This window comes from Dictyobacter halimunensis, assembly GCF_036245075.1.
Window position 1 is genome coordinate 1,098,783 of sequence record NZ_BSRI01000001.1, and the last position, 22,661, is coordinate 1,121,443.

Annotated in this window: 18 protein-coding genes and 2 pseudogenes; 18 read left to right on the forward strand and 2 right to left on the reverse strand. The window is 55.0% G+C overall.

Annotated elements, in window-relative coordinates:
* Positions 1–9 precede the first annotated feature (9 nt).
* The 13 genes from AABA21_RS04365 to AABA21_RS04425 all read left to right on the forward strand — a co-directional run bounded on the left by AABA21_RS04365 (position 10) and on the right by AABA21_RS04425 (position 17,660).
* Positions 10–495 carry a transposase gene (locus AABA21_RS04365; protein ID WP_338250995.1) on the forward strand — a complete coding sequence of 162 codons (486 nt, stop codon included), beginning with the start codon at positions 10–12 and terminating at the stop codon, positions 493–495.
* A 563-nt stretch (positions 496–1,058) separates the two neighbouring features.
* Complete coding sequence (locus tag AABA21_RS04370) at positions 1,059–2,216, forward strand: substrate-binding domain-containing protein (RefSeq protein WP_338247770.1); 1,158 nt, start codon at positions 1,059–1,061, stop codon at positions 2,214–2,216.
* 142 nt (positions 2,217–2,358) lie between these two features.
* Positions 2,359–3,828 carry an ABC transporter substrate-binding protein gene (locus tag AABA21_RS04375; protein ID WP_338247771.1) on the forward strand — a complete coding sequence of 490 codons (1,470 nt, stop codon included), beginning with the start codon at positions 2,359–2,361 and terminating at the stop codon, positions 3,826–3,828.
* 155 nt (positions 3,829–3,983) lie between these two features.
* The gene (locus AABA21_RS04380; RefSeq protein WP_338247772.1) at positions 3,984–4,976 is read left to right on the forward strand and encodes a carbohydrate ABC transporter permease; all 993 of its coding nucleotides are present in this window, start codon (positions 3,984–3,986) and stop codon (positions 4,974–4,976) included.
* A gap of 13 nt (positions 4,977–4,989) precedes the next feature.
* The gene (locus AABA21_RS04385) at positions 4,990–5,883 is read left to right on the forward strand and encodes a carbohydrate ABC transporter permease (protein ID WP_338247773.1); all 894 of its coding nucleotides are present in this window, start codon (positions 4,990–4,992) and stop codon (positions 5,881–5,883) included.
* Between the two features lie 32 nt (positions 5,884–5,915).
* On the forward strand, positions 5,916–6,701 hold the full coding sequence (locus AABA21_RS04390) for a ChbG/HpnK family deacetylase (RefSeq protein WP_338247774.1): 786 nt from the start codon (positions 5,916–5,918) through the stop codon (positions 6,699–6,701).
* Positions 6,702–6,761: 60 nt separating this feature from the next.
* Entirely contained in the window at positions 6,762–9,641 is a 2,880-nt protein-coding gene (locus AABA21_RS04395; protein WP_338247775.1) for a hypothetical protein, read from the forward strand.
* A gap of 168 nt (positions 9,642–9,809) precedes the next feature.
* Positions 9,810–10,694 carry a glycoside hydrolase family 12 protein gene (locus AABA21_RS04400; protein WP_338247776.1) on the forward strand — a complete coding sequence of 295 codons (885 nt, stop codon included), beginning with the start codon at positions 9,810–9,812 and terminating at the stop codon, positions 10,692–10,694.
* A 47-nt stretch (positions 10,695–10,741) separates the two neighbouring features.
* Positions 10,742–11,191: a Gfo/Idh/MocA family protein gene (locus tag AABA21_RS04405; protein WP_338247777.1), complete on the forward strand. Its 450-nt coding sequence runs from the start codon at positions 10,742–10,744 to the stop codon at positions 11,189–11,191.
* A gap of 482 nt (positions 11,192–11,673) precedes the next feature.
* Positions 11,674–12,159 carry a MarR family winged helix-turn-helix transcriptional regulator gene (locus AABA21_RS04410; RefSeq protein WP_338247778.1) on the forward strand — a complete coding sequence of 162 codons (486 nt, stop codon included), beginning with the start codon at positions 11,674–11,676 and terminating at the stop codon, positions 12,157–12,159.
* A 94-nt stretch (positions 12,160–12,253) separates the two neighbouring features.
* Positions 12,254–13,585 carry an MFS transporter gene (locus tag AABA21_RS04415; RefSeq protein WP_338247779.1) on the forward strand — a complete coding sequence of 444 codons (1,332 nt, stop codon included), beginning with the start codon at positions 12,254–12,256 and terminating at the stop codon, positions 13,583–13,585.
* A gap of 50 nt (positions 13,586–13,635) precedes the next feature.
* The gene (locus AABA21_RS04420) at positions 13,636–14,235 is read left to right on the forward strand and encodes a cysteine hydrolase family protein (RefSeq protein WP_338247780.1); all 600 of its coding nucleotides are present in this window, start codon (positions 13,636–13,638) and stop codon (positions 14,233–14,235) included.
* Positions 14,236–14,411: 176 nt separating this feature from the next.
* Positions 14,412–17,660 (forward strand): S41 family peptidase, encoded by a 3,249-nt coding sequence (locus AABA21_RS04425; protein WP_338247781.1) that lies wholly within the window; start codon positions 14,412–14,414, stop codon positions 17,658–17,660.
* A gap of 130 nt (positions 17,661–17,790) precedes the next feature.
* Here the strand turns inward: AABA21_RS04425 and AABA21_RS04430 are convergent, their stop codons facing one another.
* Together AABA21_RS04430 and AABA21_RS04435 are read right to left on the reverse strand one after the other, a co-directional pair.
* On the reverse strand, positions 17,791–18,252 hold the full coding sequence (locus AABA21_RS04430; RefSeq protein ID WP_338247782.1) for an NUDIX hydrolase: 462 nt from the start codon (positions 18,250–18,252) through the stop codon (positions 17,791–17,793).
* A gap of 123 nt (positions 18,253–18,375) precedes the next feature.
* Positions 18,376–18,792: an RNA polymerase sigma factor gene (locus AABA21_RS04435; protein WP_338247783.1), complete on the reverse strand. Its 417-nt coding sequence runs from the start codon at positions 18,790–18,792 to the stop codon at positions 18,376–18,378.
* A 394-nt stretch (positions 18,793–19,186) separates the two neighbouring features.
* On the opposite strand from AABA21_RS04435, the pseudogene AABA21_RS39230 reads away from it, so the two are divergent.
* From AABA21_RS39230 to AABA21_RS04450, 5 genes and pseudogenes are all read left to right on the forward strand, one after another.
* A pseudogene (locus tag AABA21_RS39230) lies at positions 19,187–19,258 on the forward strand (dihydrofolate reductase family protein); the annotation flags it as partial.
* A 417-nt stretch (positions 19,259–19,675) separates the two neighbouring features.
* On the forward strand, positions 19,676–20,770 hold the full coding sequence (locus AABA21_RS04440; RefSeq protein ID WP_338247784.1) for an RRXRR domain-containing protein: 1,095 nt from the start codon (positions 19,676–19,678) through the stop codon (positions 20,768–20,770).
* Positions 20,771–20,944 (forward strand): annotated as a pseudogene (locus AABA21_RS39235) (dihydrofolate reductase family protein); the annotation flags it as partial.
* Between the two features lie 64 nt (positions 20,945–21,008).
* Complete coding sequence (locus tag AABA21_RS04445; protein ID WP_338247785.1) at positions 21,009–21,593, forward strand: sugar O-acetyltransferase; 585 nt, start codon at positions 21,009–21,011, stop codon at positions 21,591–21,593.
* A gap of 500 nt (positions 21,594–22,093) precedes the next feature.
* Entirely contained in the window at positions 22,094–22,627 is a 534-nt protein-coding gene (locus AABA21_RS04450; RefSeq protein WP_338247786.1) for a DUF6585 family protein, read from the forward strand.
* Positions 22,628–22,661: the final 34 nt, after the last annotated feature.

A 22,661-nucleotide genomic window follows, 5' to 3' on the forward strand; every position in this document is an offset into this window, starting at 1 on the left:
TTCTACCTGCTGCCGATGGCAGTCCGCACGTATGCTCCGGTGGGCCAGACCCCGGTGCTGCGAGTGCCGTTGACGCGCGATCACGTCTCGGCCATCGGGGCGATCACTCCCGAGGGACGCCTCTTCATGCAATCGCAATCCCGTTCCTACAAAGGAGAAGATGTCGTCAGCTTTCTCAAGCATCTGTTGCGCCACATTCCCGGGAAGCTGTTGGTTATCTGGGACGGATCGAGCATCCATCGTTGCCAGGCTGTCAAAGACTTTTTGGCACAAGGGGCTGCGGCTCGTCTTCACTTGGAACGCTTGCCTGCCTATGCGCCCGAGTTCAATCCACAGGAAGGTGTGTGGAACTTGCTCAAACGTCGTGAGCTCAAGAATGTGTGTTGCAAGGATCCCACCGAGCTGAGTTCTGCCTTGTTGCTGGCTCTCGCCCGCCTTCGGCATCGGAAGCAGACCTTGCGTCACTGTTTCGTTCATGCTGGCTACTCACTTTAGTTTTTTATGCTGAGATCAATAGATGGCGTTCATCTCGCCACGCTTCTCCATCCTTCATGATTTCTGTGTAAGTGTCAGCGCTAAAACGGCGGGGGTTCCAAGGAGGCAACCCCCGCTTCCTGTCGTGCATGCGATAGCAGCACGGTTGGCTCTAGTGAGAGTTCCTCGGGGCTTTCGGACAGACGCGCTCCGGCTCGGGATAGGACCTGCCCCTTACGTCTGATGGGAAGGGAACCATCGCTTCTGATAAGCGAAGACGTTGGGAAAATCAACCGCGAGCGTCAAACCTATGGGAATCGCTTTTCTTGTTCCATGTATGCAGGTCAAGACATTCATCACTAGCATACGCTACAAATGTATTAGAGCAGGGAGCGGAGGTATTTTCTCTTGTTTTAAAACAAGTGTGCGAAGAAAGGCCATTTTACAGATGTGAGATAGCATGATAACTATTTTTCTGGATTCTCATCCAAAAAGCTTGACAGAAAGGGCGGTTTTAGGTAATATCTGTTTTAGAACACAGAGACAAGTAGCTCTGAAGCATGAGAAGAATGGAAGTCAGACTGATGGATGCGAGAATCAAAAGTTTTGACGTGAGTGATCTGCAGATTCCTAAGCAGCGTCGCTCTGAGCAGGCACGACGCACCAACGCCAGGGTGACTGAGGTGTGTGAGCGATTGCGATCACTGGCGTCAGAGCTGGGTCCAGGGAATCGTCTACCGACCATCCGTGAACTGTGTAGCAGGTTGAACACATCCAGTGCCACACTGACGACGGCTCTCGATCTGCTGGAGAATGAGCAGCTATTTTATCGCAAGGAGCGTCAGGGAATCTTTGTTTCGGACCTCCTCCTGAAGCGCTCGGTGCATATTGTATTTAACAACTCTCTGATCGCCAATAACGCAGCCTCGCCCTTCTGGTCGCTCCTCTGCGGGCGCCTGGCGTTGGTCGCGGAACAGCGCGCGAAGAGCAAAAACGAGCACATCTCCTTCCATTTTCTCTGGCGCGATATGCCACAGCCAATACCGGATGAGCATATCGCTCTGCTCAACTCCCCATCTGTTGACGGGAGCCTGATCATCGGTTTTAACGCCCATAGTTTTGAGCATGTGTCATTGCTGTCTAAACCTCACGTAGTGTTTGCGGGAGGCGGAGACTGGATGGTGCAGTATGATGAGGCAACCTCAGCGCGCCTGGCAGCCGATGTTCTGGTGCGCAAAAATTGCCAGCGCATTGGATACTGGTCTGCAAAGGAAGAAGATCCCACCAGCCCTTTCGACCAGGCTCACTACTTCTATCAGGCGTTACAACAGCAGCATTTCCCTGTTGATCGTGCCCAGTTTCGTGCCATCTCCGGCATGTCTACCCCAATGCGTCGTCCGCTTACCTCGCAGGAGCGAGGCTATCTCTTAGTAAAGGATGTATTTGGTTCTGCGCAGGAGGAACGACCGGATGGGATCTATATCAGCGATGACCTGGTAACAGATGGGGCTCTGGTAGCCTTTGATGAGCTAGGGATCCACGTTGGTCAGGATGTCCATCTCGTTTCGCTTGCAAATACTGACTCGCCCATTCTCTTTGGCCGTACACAGAATATAACCCTGCTGGAGCAAGATTCAGAAGAACTGGTACGAGGCATGTTTTCGCTCTTAGAATCCTTGCTGAATGGTATGGGACCAACCCAGCAGAGCGTGTATATTCAACCCCACCTTCGCGAAGTGTAGAGAAGCAGCTCTCCAGCGAGAAGCCAATATTCTCTCTGGAGGGCTCCAGGCACAGGTTACTATAATGGTTTACTTAGCAGACAGTCGTCCGCATGACCGTCTGTCAGGTTATTATTATTTTTTTAAGCAAAGGAGCGTAACAATGACGCGACTTCCGGACATGAATCGTCGCCGATTCATGCAAGCTACCGTAACAACTGCCGCTTTGGCCTCTCTTGGTGATATACTGGCCGCCTGTTCAAACTCGACAGGCAGTAGTGGCAAGACCGTCACCATCAAGTATTGGGACTCTGCTGTGACCCAGGGACCCTACATCGACAAAGAGATCAAGCTGTTCCAGCAGGCACATCCTGACATCAAGATCCAGAAGACAACGCAGGCTGCCGCTCAATACAGCAACCTGGTCTCCTTTGCCCAGCGGAGCACCAATATCCCTGATCTGGCAGCCATTCCCCAGACTCCCACGTTCTATGAACAGATTCAGAAGAACTGGTGGCTCCCCATGAATAAGTGGGCCGATGAGAAGTGGCGCGCCAAATTTCCTCTTCTCGCGCTGCATGAGGGGAGCAATATCTTCAACGGCAAACTCTACAGTGCACCAACAACCACATTGACGGTCCCCTTTCAGCTCTATATCAATAATGATGTATTTCGCAAGGCCGGGCTGGTCAATAGTGATGGCTCGGTCAAGATTCCCCGTACCTGGGATGATGTCACTCATGCCGCCGAGGCGATCACCAAAAAGAGCAGCGGGCAGACCTACGGTCTGGGCTTTGGCAACGGGTCGTTCCCGCTGCTGAACTGGTGGCTCTTCGTTTTTATCATCGGTGCCGATTGTCCTGGTGGCCCTGGCGATCCAGATCTGCGCACAGGCAAGTATACCTTCGCCAGCAATCGCAACTATGCCGACTGGATTCAGCTCTTCAAAGAGTGGAAAACCAAAAACTACATCTACCCCAACTCCCTGACCCTCTCCGACGAGGTCGCACGCGCCTACTTCGAGCGCGGCAAGTTCGGCATGACGGTGGGAGGTGTCTGGAATCAGGCCGAGTGGACGCAGCATCAGTTTACTGACTACAGCCTGACCACCCTGATCACACCAAATGATGAGCCTGAGAACCTCTTCCCGACCAGGCCAGGCGGCTACTCGTACGCGATTTCTGCCAAGGCCAAATACCCGGATGAAGCCTGGGCCTGGTTTGACTGGCTGACCAGCCCGGAGGCGGGCAAGCGCTGGGTTCAGATGGGAGAAGATCTCTCCATTTATCCCCAGAACAATAATCCCGCCTATAACACGTTTAAGCCGTTCTCTCAATATGTCGCGACCGCGAAGTTCGCCGTGACCGGGCCTGATCCCACAATCCGCAACCCGGAGGTGAGTTACGTTTCGCCGCAAACAGTAACCCCGGCGATGAGCGATATTCTAACAGGCTACTATACGGGCCAGGTGAGCGACCTGCAAGGTGCGCTGAAGACCTTTCAGGACAAATCCCAGAAGGCCCTGGATGATGCCATTAAACTGGCTCAGCAACAAGGACACAAGGTGAGCGCGGCCGATTATGTCTTTGCTGATTGGGATCCTAGCAAACCGTATATCACGAAGAAGATGTAGAACGCCGTCATTTCGGACATATTGGCAATCTTGCCATCCAGGAAAGATCCCGGACTTGCTGCGTAGATGAGCGTTCTTCCTGGATGGCGGGGGCAACCCACGTCTATTTCTTGTGCTTGTCTGTCGGTGGCGTATTCCGAGGAAGGAATTTCACTATGCACGTCGTATCTCCTGCGCCCGCTCCAACGCCTACGAGCTCTCGTCGCGATGATCAACATCCAACGGGGGCCGGGCGGCAGGCGCGGACACATATCTGGTCCTATGTCTACTTGCTGCCGATGGTGGTACTGCTGGTGACATTTATTCTCTATCCCAATATTGCCTCTGTGGGCTATACGCTTTACCAGTGGAATGGCATCGGTGATCCCGCCAGCTATGTGGGGCTGGACAACTTTGTCCGTGTTATTCGCGACCCCTTCTTCTGGGGTGCCTTCCAACATACGCTGATCTATACCATGGTACTCGTGCCCATCCAACTCGTGCTGGCGCTGGCTCTCGCGCTGGTTCTCAATAATCCCAGGTTGCGCTTCTCAACGTTCTATCGCGCAATCTACTTTATTCCCGCGGTGACCTCGCCGGCGGTGGTGGCGGTCGTCATCCAGTTGATCCTGACCAACTTTGGCGATAATCTCAATGCGCTCTTGATCCAGCTGCACCTCTCACATGAGCACATCGACTGGTTGGGCAATCCCACCTATGCGTTGGGAATCATTATTGCGATTGGTATCTGGCTGGGCCTGGGCTTTAACCTGGTCTACTTTATGGCGGGCCTGCAGACGATTCCAACCGAGCTCTATGAGGCAGCCCACATTGACGGGGCCAACGGCATCAATCGCTTTGTGTATATTACGATCCCCATGCTGCGTTCCATCGGCCTGATCATCGTCATTCTGGCTATCCTGGGCAGCTTGCAGGTCTTTGATCTGGTGCTGGTCATGACCAATGGTGGTCCCTATGGGGCAACGGAAGTGGTGAATTCATACATCTACCACCAGGCCTTTGGCGATGCGCGTCTGAACTTACAGCCAAATGTTGGTTTCGCCTCGGCGGCCTCGCTCTTCTATGGCCTGATCATCATGGGCCTCTCTATCGCACAAATCTTTATCTTCCGCTCTGTGAAGCGGCAGAATGCACAGGCCACGGGCTAGAAACGGAGTTCATATGCAGACAACGGGTATCCATCCCGCGCGCAACGCGCCAACTGCCAGGCGTCCAGTTCCTGGGAAACGCTTTGGAGCGTTGAAGATGCTTCCTGTCCACCTGATCTTGCTGGTTGGTGGCTTCTTCTGGGTCTATCCTTTCTTGTGGATGCTCGGCAGCTCGTTAAAGACGACCAAAGACTTTTTTGATCGTGGACTGACCATCTGGCCGGGAACGGTGGTCTGGGATAACTATGTGCGCGCCTGGAATGATGGCAACTTTGGTCAATACTTCATCAATACCATTCTCGTATCCGTCCTGGTGGTTGTCTTTGTGATCCTGTTTACGGCCATGGCGGGCTACTCTCTCTCTCGCACCACCTTTCCTGGCAAAGGCCTGGTGCTGGGAGTGATCGCGCTGACGCTGTTTTTGCCACATGGCTATACGATCATTCCAATCTTTGATCTAATCGCGCGTATCGGTTTGCTCAATACGCTGGGATCGGTCATTCTGATCGAGACGGCAGGCGGGGTCGTCTTTAGTACCTTCCTCTTCATGGGGTACTTCTTGTCGATTGACCGAGATATCGAGGACGCGGCGCGCGTCGATGGTGCCAACTTTCATCAACGCTTCTGGCGGATTATGCTGCCGCTGTCAGGACCTATTATCGCTACGGTTGCGCTGATGACCTTTATTGGTTCATGGAACAACTTCTTTGTTCCCCTGGTCTTCACGCTGGGCGTGCCGGAGCTACGCACACTGGCAGTGGGGATGTTCGCCTTTGTGGGCGAGAACACAGTTGACTGGACCTCGCTGGCCGCCGGCTCGGTGATTACGCTAGCTCCCATTATCCTGGTCTTTGTTCTATTGCAGCGCTACTTTATCAATGGTGTGGCGGGTGCCGTCAAGTCATAACTCATTTCATGTACGGATAGGAGAGATCTTTCATGGATAGTCGCCCACGTATTCGTTTGTTGACGCGAGGTGATGATCTGGGTGCCTTTGAGGCCGGCAATCGCGCTATCATTGATGCCTATCAGTATGGCATTTTGCGCAACGCCTCACTGATAGCGCCCGCACCCAACATTCATCACGCCGCCCACCTCGTGAAGCAATTTCCGCGCCTGTGCCTGGGATTGCATATCACGCTGACGTCGGAGTGGGATGCTCCACGTTGGGGGCCGGTCTCTCCTGCTGAAACAGTCCCTTCGCTGGTGAACAGAGATGGTTGCTTTTTTCGCACAACAATGGAGTTATTCCGTCAGGGGATCAATATTGATGAGGCGGTGCGTGAGGTGAAGGCACAGCTGCAGCTGGTACGCTCATTGGGGCTGGATATTTGCTATCTGGATGAGCATATGGTACCTGGCTGGATATTTCACCCGGCTGACACCTTACGCACGCCACTGAGCAGTGCCTTCAAGGCCATTGCCCGGGAAGAGGGGCTGATCTGGTACGGCGACATTACCACCCAGGCCGAAGCACTTCCGGCGTCGCGCGATCTGCCCGAGACCCTGCGCCATATCCAGCCGGGCACGTATCTGTTGGTCACGCACCCGGCTTATGATGATGCCGAGACGCGACAGGTGGTGGGGTCGGGTCACACACAGCCTGGAAACCTGGCGCGCATCCGCGCGCAGGACGCTCAACTGCTGCGCGCGCCAGAGGTTATGCGCATCATCGATGAGCGCCATATCCAGCTTGTTCGCTACGACGAAGTATCTCTTCTATAAGCAAGCATTAAGCCAGGGCAAGCCTGGCACCTACGTTTTCATAATGAAAAGGAGATTCTCATGATACGTGGATTTTTGCAACGGCGCATCCGAGTCATGGCAACATTGGCGGGCATAGGACTCCTGCTTGCCACGTTGCTCATTGTTCCTGCGAGGCTCTACGCAGCGCAGGCAGAACGTCCAGATACCACGGCACCTGATTACACCTGGAACCAGTTAAAGATTGGTGCCGGCGGCTTTGTGACCGGCATCGCGCTTCATCCTACTGTTGCGGGTCTGGCGTATATCCGTACCGATGTCGGTGGCGCGTATAAGCTCGGTCCCAACGATACGTGGCAGCAGCTCATCACGGCCAGTGCCGTTCCTAATCCGACCCCCAATGACTATAGCGTCGAGAGTATCGCGGTCAGCGAATCCAATGCTCAGACGTTGTACGTTGCCGTCGGCAATGATTTGAACAACCAGAATGGCCGCATCCTCAAGAGCAGCAACCAGGGCCAGTCGTTCAGCGATAGCGGCCAGCGCTGGACTATGGGTGGCAACGCAGACTTTCGCCAGGGCGGCGAACGCCTGGCCGTTGATCCTCATAATGATCAGGTGGTCTACTTTGGCTCACGCAAAGAAGGACTGTGGGTAACCACCGATGGAGCTCAGACCTGGAACCAGGTCCCGACCAGCAGTGTGCCCGTTGGCTCGAACGGTGGAAACACACCGGCAGGCGATAAATTCGTCGTCTTTGATCCGAATAGCGGAACCACCAATGGCAAGACCAACCGTATTTATGTGGGTGTCGCTGGTTCGGGTGTGTATATGTCCAATGACGCTGGCGCGACCTGGAGCAATATCATCAGCTCCACCCTGGTTCCATTCAGCGCGGGTGTGGCCTCGGATGGCACGCTCTACGTCGGACTCGATGGCTCACCTGGCGCAGTCGAGGAATATTCACCTTCAACCAATAGCGCGACTGTGATCTCTCCCTCGACGAGCGCGGGTGATTACGAGGTGGCCGTCGATCCCCACAATGCTCAACGCGTCATCGTGGCCTCGGCAGGTGTGACGAATGGCAACCTGTGGCGCACAACCAACGGCGGCGGCAGCTGGGATACACTGCAGACCAGCGTCTCCTCTTCCACCATCCCCTGGGTGACCAATACCGACGAAAACGGCTATCTCTCCAGCGCCCAGATCACCTTTGATCCCCTAGCCGCTGATAAGCTCTGGTTCCCTGAGGGTATCGGGCTCTGGTATTCCAGTGATAACACCGGTTCGACCATTAACTGGAACTTTTACTCCAGGGGAATCGAAGAGACAGTCACCACGGACCTTATCGCCCCTCCGGGTGGCTCGCCCATCACGAATATCTATGATCGTCAGGGCTTCTATCATGCCGACGTCAAGAGCTATCCGGCGCAACCTCTGGTCGATAACGCCTTCTGGGGAGGCACCAGTCTCGATTACAGCGGAGGCCACCCCCAGACGGTCGTGACGGTACAGGTCAAGAATAACTATTATCCCTCGCTGTCGGGTCGTGGCGCCAGCTCGACCGATGGCGGCAAGACCTGGAAGCTCTTTGGCAACACGCCCGCCAATAGTGTCGGTGGCAATATCGCTATCTCGGCGACCGACCCCAATACCCTGGCCTGGCTCCCCAGTACCGGTGACTTTGGTCAGGGCAACGCGCCCTATTACTCAAGCGATGGCGGACAGACCTGGAACCAGAGCAGCGGCATCAGCGATAGCAAAGATACCCACTGGCTCTTCTGGTGGGGCGCCAAGCGCGCACTGGCCTCCGATAAGGTCAATAACGCCTTCTATGCCATCACCTTCTCAACCACAACGTCACCGACCGGGACCTTCTATACCTCAACCGATGGTGGCAAGACCTTCGTACAGGCCGCCAATTCGCCCGCCTGCGAGCAGAACGCCAACTGCCACGTCTATGGTCAGATTCATGCTGCTCCCGATCAAGCCGGAAACGTCTGGTCGAGTGCGGGCAGTGATGGCCTGTGGTATACCACGGACGCCGGGCAGAGCGCATGGACCAAGGTGACCAACGTGCAGGAGGCTCGTTCCTTTGGCTTCGGCAAGGCTCTGCCGGGCTACAGCTATCCCGCCATCTACCTGTATGGCAAGGCCAATGGTGATAGCGCGCTCGGTATCTATCGCTCCGCCGATAAAGGTGCGACCTGGACCCTGGTCTCAGCCGCCCCACTGGGCATCTTTGACCAGGTCAACGTCACCAGTGGCGATATGAACGTAGCGGGGCGCGTCTATGTAGGCTTCACAGGAAACGGTTTTGCCTACGGCGACGATCAGAGTCTCAGCCAGTCGACTCCCACTCCGACTCCCGCGCCCGGTGGTTCCCTACCCGCACCCTGGCAGCATCAGGATGTTGGTAATACCGGCAATGCTGGCAGTGCTTCCTATAAGAGTGGGACCTTTACGGTCAAAGGCTCAGGCAGCGATATCTGGAATACCTCAGATAGCTTCCAGTATGTCTATCAGCCGATGGCCGGAGACGGCACGATCATCGCTCGTGTCGATGGCATCCAACAGACCGATCCGTGGGCCAAGGCCGGTGTGATGATTCGCGAGAGCCTCAACGACAATGCCAGCTTTGCCGATGTGCTGCTGACGCCCAGCCATGGCACCGTCTTTGAGCGGCGCCCAACGACCAACACCGCCGCCGTAGATACAGCGGGTCCCAAAGGGGCCGCACCCTATTGGGTGAAGCTCACCCGTTCCGGGAATACCTTTACGGCCTTCACCTCCAGCAATGGGAAAAGCTGGAAGAAGATCGGTTCGGCCAATATAACGATGGGGAAAACGGCGTATGTCGGCCTTGCGGTCACAGCCCACAGCTACGGGACGCTGAATACCACGACGTTCGACAAGGTCAGCGTTACCATCAAATACAACTCCATCAAAACCCAGGGCTAGCGATCAAAGAGGGCGGGAAAGGGCGGTGATTGCAAGCCTATACACTTGAAAGAAAGGGGGTGGTACACAACAGAATAGGCAATCACGTAGAGATACAGCGATGTATCGACATCCATCCAATAGTTAATACGATGTACGTAATAACAAGAACGAAAGGAATCTGATGCGATGGAACATGCATCTATTACAGGGAAGTCTCCTCACAAACGCAAGTCGATCTGGTCGTACGGCACACGCCTCTTCGCCGTCGGCAGCCTGGCCATATTGCTGGCACTCGTTATCGCGCCCGGAGCCGCGCTGGCTGATACAATCACCAATGTGAACGGCACTATCAACTTTGGCAAGTACTTTATTCAAAACAATGAGTGGGGCAATCAGTACAACGGCTGGGGAAGTGGCTATCAGAGCATCAGCCATGATAGCTCACAGAATAGTACGGGCGCCTGGTCCGCCTCGTTCAACTGGTCAAATGTCCTCTCGGATGACGCCTGGCACATTAAGGCCTGGCCCAGTATTGTTGATGGCTGGCAGTGGGGAACCTGGTCCAATAATACCGACCTGCCCGTCAAGCTGTGGGATAACAAGGACATCACCACTAGCTGGCACTTCAGTCCCAATGGGGGCAGCTCGTACCGGGCTGATGTCGCCTATGATCTCTGGATCCACAATCTCGATGTGGATTCGTACTGGCCGACCGACGAGGTCATGATCTGGCCCTGGTACACGGATGAAGATACGGGCGCCCGTAGTGGAACCTATGTTGGAACCCTGTACGCCAATGGCGCCAACTGGGATCTCTACAAAAGCTGGAACGCCAGCTCGCAGAGTCCCTATGGTGGCTGGACCTTCTGGAAGTTTATCCGCCAGGATAAAACGACCCAGCTCGACAACCTCAACATCAAGGACTTTATGATGTACCTGCAATGGAGCCTGCCTAACGCATCGGATCGCATCTCCAATGCGCTCAGTCTCACAAGCATCCAGGCTGGTAGCGAAATCTGGTACGGCAACGGCACCTTCTCCACCGACTACTACTCGGTCAACATTTCCTGATCCAGACGACGGCTCCGTCGACCTGTTGCAGGTCGACGGAGCGTCATGTGTTGCGTCTATGCCGCGGTGCGGATGCGAGTAAAGACTGCGACACTGCTGAATCTGCACTACCAGGAATTATTGGGGCCGGCCTAAACGCGGTCGGCCCCACAAAGTATTTCGCAGACGCTCCGCGCAGCCAGGTGGTCACGATAACGGACCCGGACCAGCAGCATGCCCGTGCTCTGTCGACGGAAGTTTGGGCCGCATCTCTGACTGACTATCAGGATTTTCTCGCGGGCGTGGATGCAGCCGTTATCTCCTCACCGAATTCTTTGCACCACGAACACGCGATTGCCTGTACGCGAGATGGAAAATATATCTCCAGTGAGAAGCCCATGGGACTTTCACAACAAGGCGCGCAGGAGATCGCCATCGCTGTACGCAGGCGGGGGTCAAATTCACAGTCAGCTTTTCAATCCGCTTTGACCCCGCCATCCAGACTGCACAACACCTGATACGAAAAGGAGAGAGAGCAAAATCCCCCTCTCTCTGTGTTCATGACGAGTAGCCAACCCTATCACAGGAGGAAGGTCGGTATCGTAGCCGTTGTGCTGCTTCTTTCCAAATATCGATCTTCTGGGTCCCTACATTCTTCACGCTCCGCTCGCCCCGGTACTAAAACAGCTTTCCAGGCGATAGGCCTCTTGCCCACTTTCACAATCCCACTAATTCGCCACATGATCGTCGCCGCAGGAGAGCAGTAGGCGCCCACTGGGACTAAACGCCAGGCGTTGAAGCTGGTCTGTGCTTTGGTGCTCGTGCCACACCCACCAATCCTCTTCTATCATCATGGAGACAAGCATGATGATAGAAGAGGATTGGTGGGTGTGGCAGTCTTGACACGGGAAGCTGGAATGGTCTACCATATACTTAAACTGATTAAGTAATAAATAGTTTAAGTATTAATCATATTAACAAAAGAAGAGAAAGGATTGGTATGAGTGAGCCTTCTTCTGGCAGCACCCTGGACATTGCTGATGCGTTGTTGGATATTCTTCCCCGGTTGGCGGGGCGCATTCGCGCGGATCTCCCCCGCGCCTCAGATGATGTATCCCCAGAATGGCGCGACATTTTAGAACTTCGCGCCACCAAGGAGCAGTTCAAGCTGTTGCGCGTGCTGATGACACGTCAACGATGCACCATGCAAGAATTAGCTGAACAGCTAGCAGTTGCGCCGCCAGCCATCACTGCCATGGTGAAACGTCTGCTGGCCCAGGGATTTGTCGCACGGATTCGCGACGAACAGGACTGGAGGGTCGTGCAGGTATCGCTGACTGAGCGCGGTCAACGTGCGGTCTCGCTCTATGCGGAGTACTGGCGTGGGAACTTACAACGTCTTCTCGGCCAACTCAGTCAGGAAGAACTGACGCATTTACGAGGAGCCCTGCCTGTCCTGCGCCATCTAAGTGAGCAAGAGCTCTGAACGGCTTTGCCGTAAAAAGCGCATAACGTACCGGGAGAAACATCTTCTCCCGCAGTCCTCTGTGCTCGCATTGGTATTCCCGGAGGAAACACATATGCAATCAACTGATTCCGGCGGCAAACAACCGCCGCTTCCTGAAGCTGTGCGTGGAGAAACGCAACACACCAGAGGCTTGCCGCGCATGCTGATCGCTTTTCGTCATCGGAACTTCCGATGGTTCTTTTTTGGGCAGATGATTTCCTTGATCGGAACCTGGATGCAGACCGCCGCGCTGGCCTGGCTGGTCCTTGAACTGACGCATAGCGCTTTTCTGCTTGCGCTGGTAGGGGTATTGCAATATCTGCCAGTGATGATATTTTCCCTCTTTGGTGGTGTACTGGCCGACCGGTTACCCAAACGTAGCACCTTGTTCTTTACGCAATCACTCGCGCTACTGCAAGCGACTGTGATGTGGGGACTGGTTGCCATGGGGGCGATCCAGGTCTGGGAGATTCTGTGCCTGGCGGCTGTGCTGGGTCTGAGCACGGCATTTGATCAGCCAACGCGCCAGACCTTTGTGCTTGAAATGGTGGGGCAGGAAGATCTGACGAACGCTGTTGCGCTCAACTCGGCAATTACCAATGTCGCTCGTGTGCTGGGGCCTGGCCTCGGTGGGATACTGATTGCCTGGCTGGGTGTTGCGCCGCTTTTTCTGCTCAATGCCCTCAGCTTTCTCGCGGTGATCTTTGGATTGCTCATGATCGATCTCAAAGCTCTGCATGTCCTGCCTGGCAACCCAACTGGCGAACAAAGGCTGAATGTATTTCAGAGCGCGCGTGAGGGCCTGTCTTACGTCTGGCACGTCCCATCCCTTGCGCTACCAATTGGAGTCCTTGGCGCAGTCATGTTGTTTGGTATCAATTTCAATGTCATGCTGCCCCTCTTCGCGACAGATGTGCTTCATGCGGGATCGATCGGGTACGGTTTCCTCTACTCAGCCTTCGGGATAGGGGCGCTGTTCTCATCGTTATGGCTCGCCTGGGGCAATCAAAAACCGAATATTCACGCGCTGCTTATCGCGGCACTCATCTTTTGTGCCCTTGAGATCGCTTTTGCGCTCTCCCATTTCTATCTCCTTTCGCTTCCGTTAATTGCCGGGATAGGATTCGCGCAAGTGGTGATGGGAACCATTGCCAATATCACTATCCAGACTGTTGCGCCCTCTCACCTGCGCGGCAGGGTGATGAGTGTGTACTTACTGGTCTACTCGGGAGGCATGCCGTTGGGGAACCTGTTCGCGGGCGGCCTGGCGATGCTCTTTGGAGCATCAATTTCACTCTTGATTGGAGGAATACTCAGCCTGGTCGCTGCACTTGCTGGCTGGATAAGACGCCGACCAGCGGAACAAAGCCTTGCCGCATCCATAAACGCCTTGAACATCAAGTAAATCGTGTGTTCTCCGATCCCTTTCGGAGAGCAAGAGAAAGGAAAACAACAATGTCTGAGACTCAAACCCATGCGCATACAGCCCTTTTAGTTATGGATATGCAGGAGGAAATTGTCCGCCGGTATTCACAAACAGAAGATTTCCTGGCTCTCGTAAACGGAGCGATTGCTGCCGCACGCGCAGCCGCAATTCCGGTAATCTACGTGGTTGTAGGTTTCCGTCCTGGCTATCCTGAGGCCAGCCCGAGGAATAAGTCCTTCTCCACCCTCAAACGCCAGGCGTCTTCCTCTGCGCAGGCACCAATGACCGCCCCGACGGTTCATCCGGCCCTTGCCCCACAACCAGAAGATATTTTAATCACCAAACGCCGTGTCAGCGCGTTTAGCGGAAGTGATTTAGAAGTGGTATTGAGGGCACAGAACATTTCTCATCTGGTACTCTGTGGCATCGCGACCAGTGGAGTCGTCTTATCAACGCTGCGGGAAGCGGCGGATAAGGATTATCAGCTGACTGTCCTGGCCGATGGCTGCTTTGATCAAGACGAAGAAGTCCAGCGCGTCCTGCTGTCCAAAGTCTTTCCACGGCAGGCGGACGTGCTTCAGGTTGAAACCTGGAAAATGAAGCTCACGGCGGGAGAGATTCAAGAGTAGGATAGCATGGGCCTGGTATGGATGTGAGAACACACTGCTCCCCAATGGCATAAATACGTTTTACGCCATTGGGGAGCAGTGCTGTTTGTCGAACGACTCAGGTTTCTGCTACAATACCATATATTCTCTCACTCGGCCTCGTTTCACGGCTGGAGTACGTTCCTGAAGGAGGATTCATGGGAACCACAGGCTATCTTCGCTTTCCGACCATCTATGGCGATCAGGTCGTCTTTACCGCAGAGGATGACCTCTGGCGGGTCTCCGTTGGCGGTGGTCACGCCGAACGATTGACCGCTGGCGTGGCGGCGGCCACCAGGGCGCATTTTTCGCCGGATGGTCAGCAGATTGCCTTTACCGGCAGTGGCGAAGGCCCCGATGAAGTCTATGTGATGCCCGCCGACGGCGGGCCGGCGCGTCGCCTGACCTATCAGGCCGGGCGCGCTGAAGTGATTGGCTGGCAGCCCGACGGTGCACAGATCATCTACGCCAGTTCGACCGGATTGCCCTCGCCCCGCTGGCGCATGCTCTCTGGCGTCTCTTCCCAGGGTGAAGAGCCAGTTCGGCTGCCCTATGGCATCGCCAACGCCATCGCCTTTGGACCCGATGGTGCCGTTGTGCTGGGCCGCAATATCCGCGAGCCAGCCTTCTGGAAGCGCTATCGCGGTGGGACCGCTGGCTACCTGTGGATCGATGCGCAGGGAACCGGCGAGTTCAAGCGACTGCTCGACCTCAACAGCAATATCGCTTCCCCGTGCTGGGTGGGGAAGCGTATCTTTTTCCTTTCTGATCACGAGGGCATCGGTAACGTCTATTCCTGCCTGCCCACCGGCAAGGATCTGCGGCGCCATAGCAGCCAGGACACGTTCTATGCTCGCAATCTCGCGACCGATGGGCATCTCTGTGTCTATCACGCGGGTGGCGATCTGTTTGTGCTCGACCCGGCCACCAACCGCGAGGAGCGGCTGAACGTTGATCTCGCGGGATCGCAAACGCAGCGGGCACGCCAGTTTGTTCCCGCAGGCAAGTTCATGGATTCCTATGCGCTGCATCCCAGGGGTCAGGCAGTCGCCCTCACCACGCGCGGCAAAGCCTTCAGCTTGAGCAATTGGGAAGGGGCCGTGTTCCAGCATGGACAAACCGATGGCCCCCGCTATCGCCTGATAGACTGGCTGGCCGATGGCAAGCGTCTGGTCGCGGTCAGCGATGCGGGCGATGAACCGCGCCTGGCTGTCTTTCATTCCGATGGCTCATCACCAGATCGCATCCTGGGCCAGCTTGATATCGGCCATGTCACCGCGCTTTCTGCCGCGCCGGTTGGCGATCAGGTGTTGCTGATAAACCACCGCAACGAACTGCTGCTGGTGGACCTGGCGGCAGAGACGTTGCGCGTGCTTGACCGGAGCGACTATGGCCGCATTGAAGATAGCGACCTCGTCAATGGCATCGCCTGGTCGCCTGATGGACGCTGGGTCGCCTATGAACAGGCGATCCGCGCGCAGCAGATCATCATTAAGCTGTGCCGCATCGAGAGTGGCGAAACCTATCAGGTGACGGACGCGCTGCGGCGCGATACCAAACCGGCGTTCGATCCGGCCGGGCGCTACCTTTACTTCTTGAGCGCGCGCGACTTTGATCCGGTGCCCGATACGATGCACTTTGAATTCGGCTTCCCCAGGGGCATGCGCCCCTATCTGATTACGTTGCGCAAAGATCTGCGCTCGCCGTTTCAGCCGGAATCGGCGCTGCTGCGTTCGGACGGTGAGGTGAAGGCTGAGGAGAGACAGAAAGAGAACGCAAGCCATACCTCCGTACCTGAACGGGTGGAGATTGACCTGGACGGCATCACCAATCGCATCGTGGCCTTCCCCGTTCCCGAGGGCCGCTACGGACAGGTTGTCGGAACCCGCGACGGCGCGCTCTTTACCTCGCTGCCAGTCGAGGGATTGCGAGCTGGTGAGACGTCCGGCGTCAAACCGAAATCGAATGGCAGTCTGGAGTGGTATGACTTCGAGAAGCGCAAGCAGGAGCATATCGCCGATGAGATCGGAGATATCAGCGTCACCACCGATGGCACAATGGCGCTCTGTTACTCACATGATCGGCTGCGCGTCCTCAAGGCTGGTGAGAAGCCACCAGAGATTCCCGCCCATGCCGCTGACAAGCCTGGCCGGGAATCGGGCTGGCTTGATCTGGAGCGCATCAAGGTGTCGATCCGCCCGGGCGCCGAGTGGCGCCAGATGTTTGGCGAGGCGTGGCGCCTGCAACGCGAGCAGTTCTGGGTGGCTGATATGGCGGGTGTGGATTGGCAGGGCATCTACGCGCGCTATGCCCCACTGGTGGAACGGCTGACCTCACGTGGCGAACTCTCGGACCTGTTCTGGGAGATACAGGGCGAGCTCGGCTCGTCGCACGCCTATGAGTCTGGGGGCGAGTATCGCCCCCATCCCGAATATCACCAGGGCTTCCTGGGTGTGGACTGGCGCTTCGATGCAGACGAGGGCGTCTATCGTATCGCTCATATCCTGCGCGGCGATCCCTGGAATCCCAAAGAGACATCGCCGCTGCTGGCACCAGGAGTTAATGCCAGCGTAGGAGACGCGGTGCTGGCGATCAACGGGCAGCGCCTTACGGCGGAACAGGGACCGCAGCATCTGCTGGTGAACCAGGCGGAGACAGAGGTACACATCCTCCTTCAGCCCTCCAATGGCCCGGCACGCAACGTGACCGTACGGACCCTGGCCTCTGAATTCGGCGCGCGCTATCGTGATTGGGTCGAGGCGAACCGCCGTCTGGTCCATGAGCAGACGAATGGCCGCGTGGGCTATGTGCATATTCCCGATATGTGGACGGATGGCTACGCGGAGTTCCACCGCTATTACCTGGCCGAGTATGACTACGATGCGCTGATCGTTGATGTACGCTGGAATGGCGGCGGCGCCGTTTCCGGTCTGGTGCTGGAGAAGTTGGCCCGGCCCCGGCTGGGGTACGCGTTCCAGCGCTGGTCGCCACCCGATCCATATATCTATAATTCCCCGCGAGGCAAGCTGGTAGCCATCACCGACGAGAATGCGGGCTCCGACGGCGACATCTTCTCTCATGCCTTCAAAATGATGGGACTCGGGCCGCTAATTGGCAAGCGCACCTGGGGCGGCGTCATTGGCATCTCTCCCTATATGCCGCTAGCCGATGGGACCAGCACGACCCAGCCAGAGTTTAGTTTCTGGTTTAAGGATGTGGGCTGGGGTGTAGAGAATTATGGCACCGATCCCACGATTGACGTCGACTACACGCCACAGGATTACGCGCGTGGCTTTGATCCACAGCTTGGGCGCGGCATCGCAGAGGCGCTGCGTCTGATAAAGGAGCATCCTGCCACGACGCCGACGCCAGAACAGCACCCCTATCGAGGCTATCCCAGAAAGTAAGCAGCGAAAAGGGAGGATACACTTCTGGTCAGCTGTTGCTGTGACATGGAGCAACAAGATCATCATCCGACATCATTACCCCTCTTAACAGATTTGAGAGGGATAATGATGTCGGATAGCCTACTATGGCTCAAGGGTTGCTTACGATCTTGTGCGTATAGACTGTTCCGATACCTGCTTCTCCAGAGAACCATCGGCGTAGTGGCTCACAATCATACCAGGCCTGCACGCTCAAAAGGTCGAGCACTTCTTGTTCCCTTTTCCACTGTGCTTGTTCCACCAACCCATCTGGATCTTGTGGGTGTATCTCTCCAGTCACTTCGCAAGAAAAATGAAAGGCGAAACCAGCTTCCCGCAGGCCCTGTTCAGTCTCTCGAAATAGTTGAACAACAAAGGCCAGGACCGGCGTTCCTTCGAGCCGCAAGCCCGTTTCTTCAAGCAATTCTCTTCGTAATGCGTCTACAAGTCTTTCTCCCGGTTCCACTACTCCGCCAGGTAACCACCAGGAAAGATCATCTTTCCCGTGATGTTTCACTAACAAACATTTCCCATTCCGTCTTGCTAATGCCAATGCAGTATATTGATCAGCCATTGATGGTTTTTCTCCCGTGTGCTTTATAGATAGGTAGCTCGTGATTATATGGCCGCTGGTATGTCGAGATGGTTGGCGACGAAACGTATCTGAGTCTCGAATGAATGGAGATCATCTGCTCCGTCACCGGACCAGCGTCGCCCGCGTCTGCGCTGGCAGGGCCGCCAGCGCGCGATCCAGCAGGGCCACCAGTTCCTGCCGCTCTAACTCTACCTCGACATCAAAAGGATCCGCCAGCATCTCCTCAGGAGGCACCTGCTCAGGCTCCAGGACCGTCGCCAGCGGCACATAACGCGCCTGATCGCGACCGCGCTGGCGTCCCCAGCGCAGACACACGTTGCGCGCAATCCCAAACAACCAGGGCAGGCGCTTGTGCGTATCGCGCAAACCCTCTAAATGGCGCCAGGCCTCCAACAACGTCTCCTGTGTCAGATCCTCAGCGGCCTCACTATCTCCTACCAGCCTGGCACAAAAACGCACCAGACGCACACGTTCCTCAGACGTGATCAAACGAGCGCTACTTTGGAGCGAGTAAGTCATATCTATCTATCCTTCACCATTTGCCAAATTATACTGCATCACTACCCATATGTCGCATCCAGGCAACGCAATATAACGCAACTTTGCCAGCAATTGATCAGGTACAACGAAAAAGCCAGTTTCCATCCGGGCGGGTCGACAGGCTGGTGCTGGGCTTCATGCACGAAGAGAGCAAGATGCGAGAAGTTTTTTTCGTGCCCTTATGCTATGCTCTGAAAGCGAACCTCGCTCGACATGTCGAGCGAGCAGAGAAGAAACGCGCAAAGCTTTATCTTCACACATACACACGAGATCCATAGGAGAGACCTGGCGGCATTGTCTTTCTCCCATCACCCGACAATTGATAAGGAGTGTTTCTTATGAGAAACATTATCGTTTCACGCTTGATGGCGTCATGCAAGCTCCTGGTGGACCAGAAGAAGATCCGAGTGAGAACTTTACGCAAGGGGGATGGGTGTGGCCCTACTGTCATGGACCCCATGCCTAAAGGCCTGACAATTATACACATTTAACAAAGGAATTGAGTAAAGTGGCTGGAGAAGCAGCCCAATAAGGAAGAGCTTGCAAACAATTGCTTGCAAGCTCAGGCTTGCCGGTCCGCGTCCGATGTCACCTCTCTTTCACCTTTGTTAAATGTGTATAAAAGACAGGCCTCTGCGGCAGGGGCTTGTCGAAGGGCTAAGACAACGTAAGTCATGTCTAGTGAGCTACTTCGGTAGCAGCCGCGGGATGGGCTAATGTTCAAGAACGTTCGAGTACCCCCCTCGCTTGAACCTCTTCTAGCCGCGCCCAAGCTGGCACCCTTCGGGGTTAAGCCCGTCCTCGCTCTCACGAAGGGGAATATTACCCTGGCTTTGACCAGGAGGAAGGAAATCCTTCACCTATGCGCATACCTGTTGTTGATTGTCGTGGCGTCGCACTGATGCCTTGTACCTCTGCGAAAGCACGACAGTTATTCAAGAGTGGACATGCTCGTCCAAAACGCAATCGGCTTGGCATGTTCTTTGTCCAGTTGCGCTACGAGCAGGAACCAAAGAATCAACCTCTTGTCGTAGGGGTTGATCCCGGCAGTACATTCGAAGGCTTGAGTGTCGTTGGCACCCATGATACGGTGCTTCACCTCATGGTGGAAGCGCCTACGCATGTCAAAGATGCCATGGAAACCCGCAGGACCATGCGTCGAGCACGTCGGCATCGCAAATGGCGTCGTCCCATGCGTTCACACAATCGTCTCAATCGGAGAAAACACATCCCACCATCGACACGAAGCCGATGGGAAGCCAAGGCTCGCATTGTGGCTCATCTTACACACATTCTCCCCCTGACGGATGCGGTGGTAGAGGATGTGCAAGCGGTCACCAGAAATGGGAAAGGAGGCACATGGAATCGCTCATTTAGTCCGGTCCAGGTTGGCAAAGACCATCTGTATCGGTTACTCGCTGACATGGGCTTGCAGGTGCATCTCAAGCAAGGATGGGAAACCAAACAATTGCGCGAGAAGTATGGCCTCAAGAAAACAAAGCAGAAAGCCAAACGAAGCTTTGAGTCGCATTGCGTCGATAGTTGGGTCTTAGCAGCTTCAGAGAGTGGGGCAGAAAAACCGACCTGCCAACGGCTCTGGTATGTGATTGGAGCCGTGTTGCACCGTCGCCAACTCCATCGTTTGCAAGCCTCAAAAGGAGGTGTGCGCAAGCCCTATGGGGGCACTCGTTCACTTGGCTTGAAGCGTGGAACGTTGGTGTATCACGCAACATATGGCCTCTGTACGGTAGGTGGCTTTGATCGCAAAAAGCAAACGGTGAGCTTGCATGCCTATCGAACGAACACGCGTCTCACACAGGGAGCGAAGCCTGCGACATGCCACGTCAAAACGTGGGTTGCATGGCGTAGTTGGCTTGTTCCCCAAAATCAAAGAAATGAGCGGCTTTGTTTCCTCTCCATGACTGAAATCAGGGGTCTCCACAAAACCGAGTTTTAAGATGAATTTTGGCTCAAAATCTTTCCTGTGACAGTAGGGTCAGGGAAACGCTTGTTTGCTCAGGGGACGCTTCCCGCTTCTTATACACTGGTTGAATCTCAAGCTTCACCCAGTGGAGTGATTATTGCTACCTTCAAACGTGCGGGCGAGCTCAAAACAGGATCAGTTGCCTGATCGCTTACGATGAACCTCGTGCGCCGAAACGCGCGATCAACGAGTAGATCGAGGAAAACAACGAATGTCGAATAAGGACGGCACCAAGATAATTTACAGCAGGACGCCGGAATCAGCGGCCATGTTGGCAAACGTTAAACGAGCGATGGCGATCACCGCCAAACTTAACCGTTTGACGTTCAACGATGCAGACGAAATTCGGGCCTTGTTCAGCGAACTCATCGGTAAAAAGGTAGACGAGAGCTTTTCACTGATCCCGCCATTCTATACTGCCGGCGGGGACGAAATCCGCGTCGGGCACAATGTCTTCGTCAATCAGAACTGCACTTTCTATGATCTTGGCGGCCTCAACATCGCGGACGATGTGATGATCGGGCCGAATGTGAGCATCATCACGGCGGGCCATCCTCTTGAACCTTTGCAGCGCCGCGCCACCACAATCGGAAAACCAATCGTGATTGAGAGAAACGTCTGGATCGCAGCCGGCGCGACGATTGTCGGCGGGGTGACGGTAGGCGAAAACTCGGTTGTGGCTGCGGGTTCGGTAGTCACCAAGGACGTTCCCCCAAATACCCTTGTCGGAGGAAATCCAGCGCGGGTCATTCGTTCGATTGGAGACGACGAAAGGAACAACCGCCAGGGGTCGTGAGCGGAAATTCAAACTGAGACACTGCTAAGGCTACCACAGAATTGACAGGCATCGACACTTATATGGGGCCCAGGATCAAAGCCACACAGCTTATCGAGCCCGGAAGTGTCCACGAGATCTCGGCAATTGGTGATGAGCAGAAATCTCCTCATGGAGGCGCTGGCGTAGGCAAGGACACCACCCGCCTTCCCCTGACAAGAGGATGGTAGCCAGGTTCATCAGGTCTCAAGAATTCGTAGGCAGTTTGTTCAGACCATAGCGTGTATTGTTGAATGGTTTTCCAATCTTCGGTATGCTCTCGCTGAACCCGTTTGCGCTTTGGCATCGCGTACCCCCAACACGATGAGATAGGCTGATGCATCAATCATACCCAGATTTTTGCCATTTTCAAACCTCCGGACGTTTTTTGCCCAATTGGAGTGCGCACCCCTTTCAAGCATCATTGCGGCGAGATATCCGATGATCATGGTAAAATGAGAGAAAAGAGAGGGTACATATCGATGCATGTCCCGGTAGAGGTCACACAACAGGCCAGCATCCATCATCTGGGTTCTCCACAAAAACGCTATACCCGCTTCTGGCAAACGGTGCCATATCTTTTTGTCGCCATCATCACGCTCCTTCTCAGCGTCTCTTTATTCGTGCTCGCGATACTCACTGGCCCCATTCCAGTTATCTCTGATGCTCCGGACTGGAAAAGCTTTTGGACCTTCATCACGTTCGGTATCCTCATTGGCGCAACGTCTGTACTCTATCTCTACCTCAGCATCCCTCCATTGGCCTTTATCGCCTATGTATATAGCGAGGGCTTTATCGAATTCAATCGATGGAAGCACAGCATCGTCCACACGCTCCGCTGGAGCCAGGTGGAAGGGACACACATCAATCGTTCTCGCTACGGCACCACCTATAGCATTTATGCGTTCACGGCCTCCCCACCAGACAACGTTTTCACCATCCCCTACCGTGGTATCTGGAAACGCTGTGAGCAAGCAGCCACAGCAAACAAATTGTCCATACATATGTATAGGTAAAATCGCCTGGAAAGGAGAAAAACAAGGGGGTACA

Excerpts from the sequence above, each read along its gene's own strand:
- AABA21_RS04370 (WP_338247770.1), top strand. The coding sequence starts at position 1,059 with ATGGATGCGAGAATCAAAAGTTTTGACGTGAGTGATCTGCAGATTCCT.
- AABA21_RS04375 (WP_338247771.1), top strand. The coding sequence starts at position 2,359 with ATGACGCGACTTCCGGACATGAATCGTCGCCGATTCATGCAAGCTACC.
- AABA21_RS04380 (WP_338247772.1), top strand. The coding sequence starts at position 3,984 with ATGCACGTCGTATCTCCTGCGCCCGCTCCAACGCCTACGAGCTCTCGT.
- AABA21_RS04385 (WP_338247773.1), top strand. The coding sequence starts at position 4,990 with ATGCAGACAACGGGTATCCATCCCGCGCGCAACGCGCCAACTGCCAGG.
- AABA21_RS04390 (WP_338247774.1), top strand. The coding sequence starts at position 5,916 with ATGGATAGTCGCCCACGTATTCGTTTGTTGACGCGAGGTGATGATCTG.
- AABA21_RS04395 (WP_338247775.1), top strand. The coding sequence starts at position 6,762 with ATGATACGTGGATTTTTGCAACGGCGCATCCGAGTCATGGCAACATTG.
- AABA21_RS04400 (WP_338247776.1), top strand. The coding sequence starts at position 9,810 with ATGGAACATGCATCTATTACAGGGAAGTCTCCTCACAAACGCAAGTCG.
- AABA21_RS04410 (WP_338247778.1), top strand. The coding sequence starts at position 11,674 with ATGAGTGAGCCTTCTTCTGGCAGCACCCTGGACATTGCTGATGCGTTG.
- AABA21_RS04415 (WP_338247779.1), top strand. The coding sequence starts at position 12,254 with ATGCAATCAACTGATTCCGGCGGCAAACAACCGCCGCTTCCTGAAGCT.
- AABA21_RS04420 (WP_338247780.1), top strand. The coding sequence starts at position 13,636 with ATGTCTGAGACTCAAACCCATGCGCATACAGCCCTTTTAGTTATGGAT.
- AABA21_RS04425 (WP_338247781.1), top strand. The coding sequence starts at position 14,412 with ATGGGAACCACAGGCTATCTTCGCTTTCCGACCATCTATGGCGATCAG.
- AABA21_RS04430 (WP_338247782.1), bottom strand. The coding sequence starts at position 18,252 with ATGGCTGATCAATATACTGCATTGGCATTAGCAAGACGGAATGGGAAA.
- AABA21_RS04435 (WP_338247783.1), bottom strand. The coding sequence starts at position 18,792 with ATGACTTACTCGCTCCAAAGTAGCGCTCGTTTGATCACGTCTGAGGAA.
- AABA21_RS04440 (WP_338247784.1), top strand. The coding sequence starts at position 19,676 with ATGCGCATACCTGTTGTTGATTGTCGTGGCGTCGCACTGATGCCTTGT.
- AABA21_RS04445 (WP_338247785.1), top strand. The coding sequence starts at position 21,009 with ATGTCGAATAAGGACGGCACCAAGATAATTTACAGCAGGACGCCGGAA.
- AABA21_RS04450 (WP_338247786.1), top strand. The coding sequence starts at position 22,094 with ATGCATGTCCCGGTAGAGGTCACACAACAGGCCAGCATCCATCATCTG.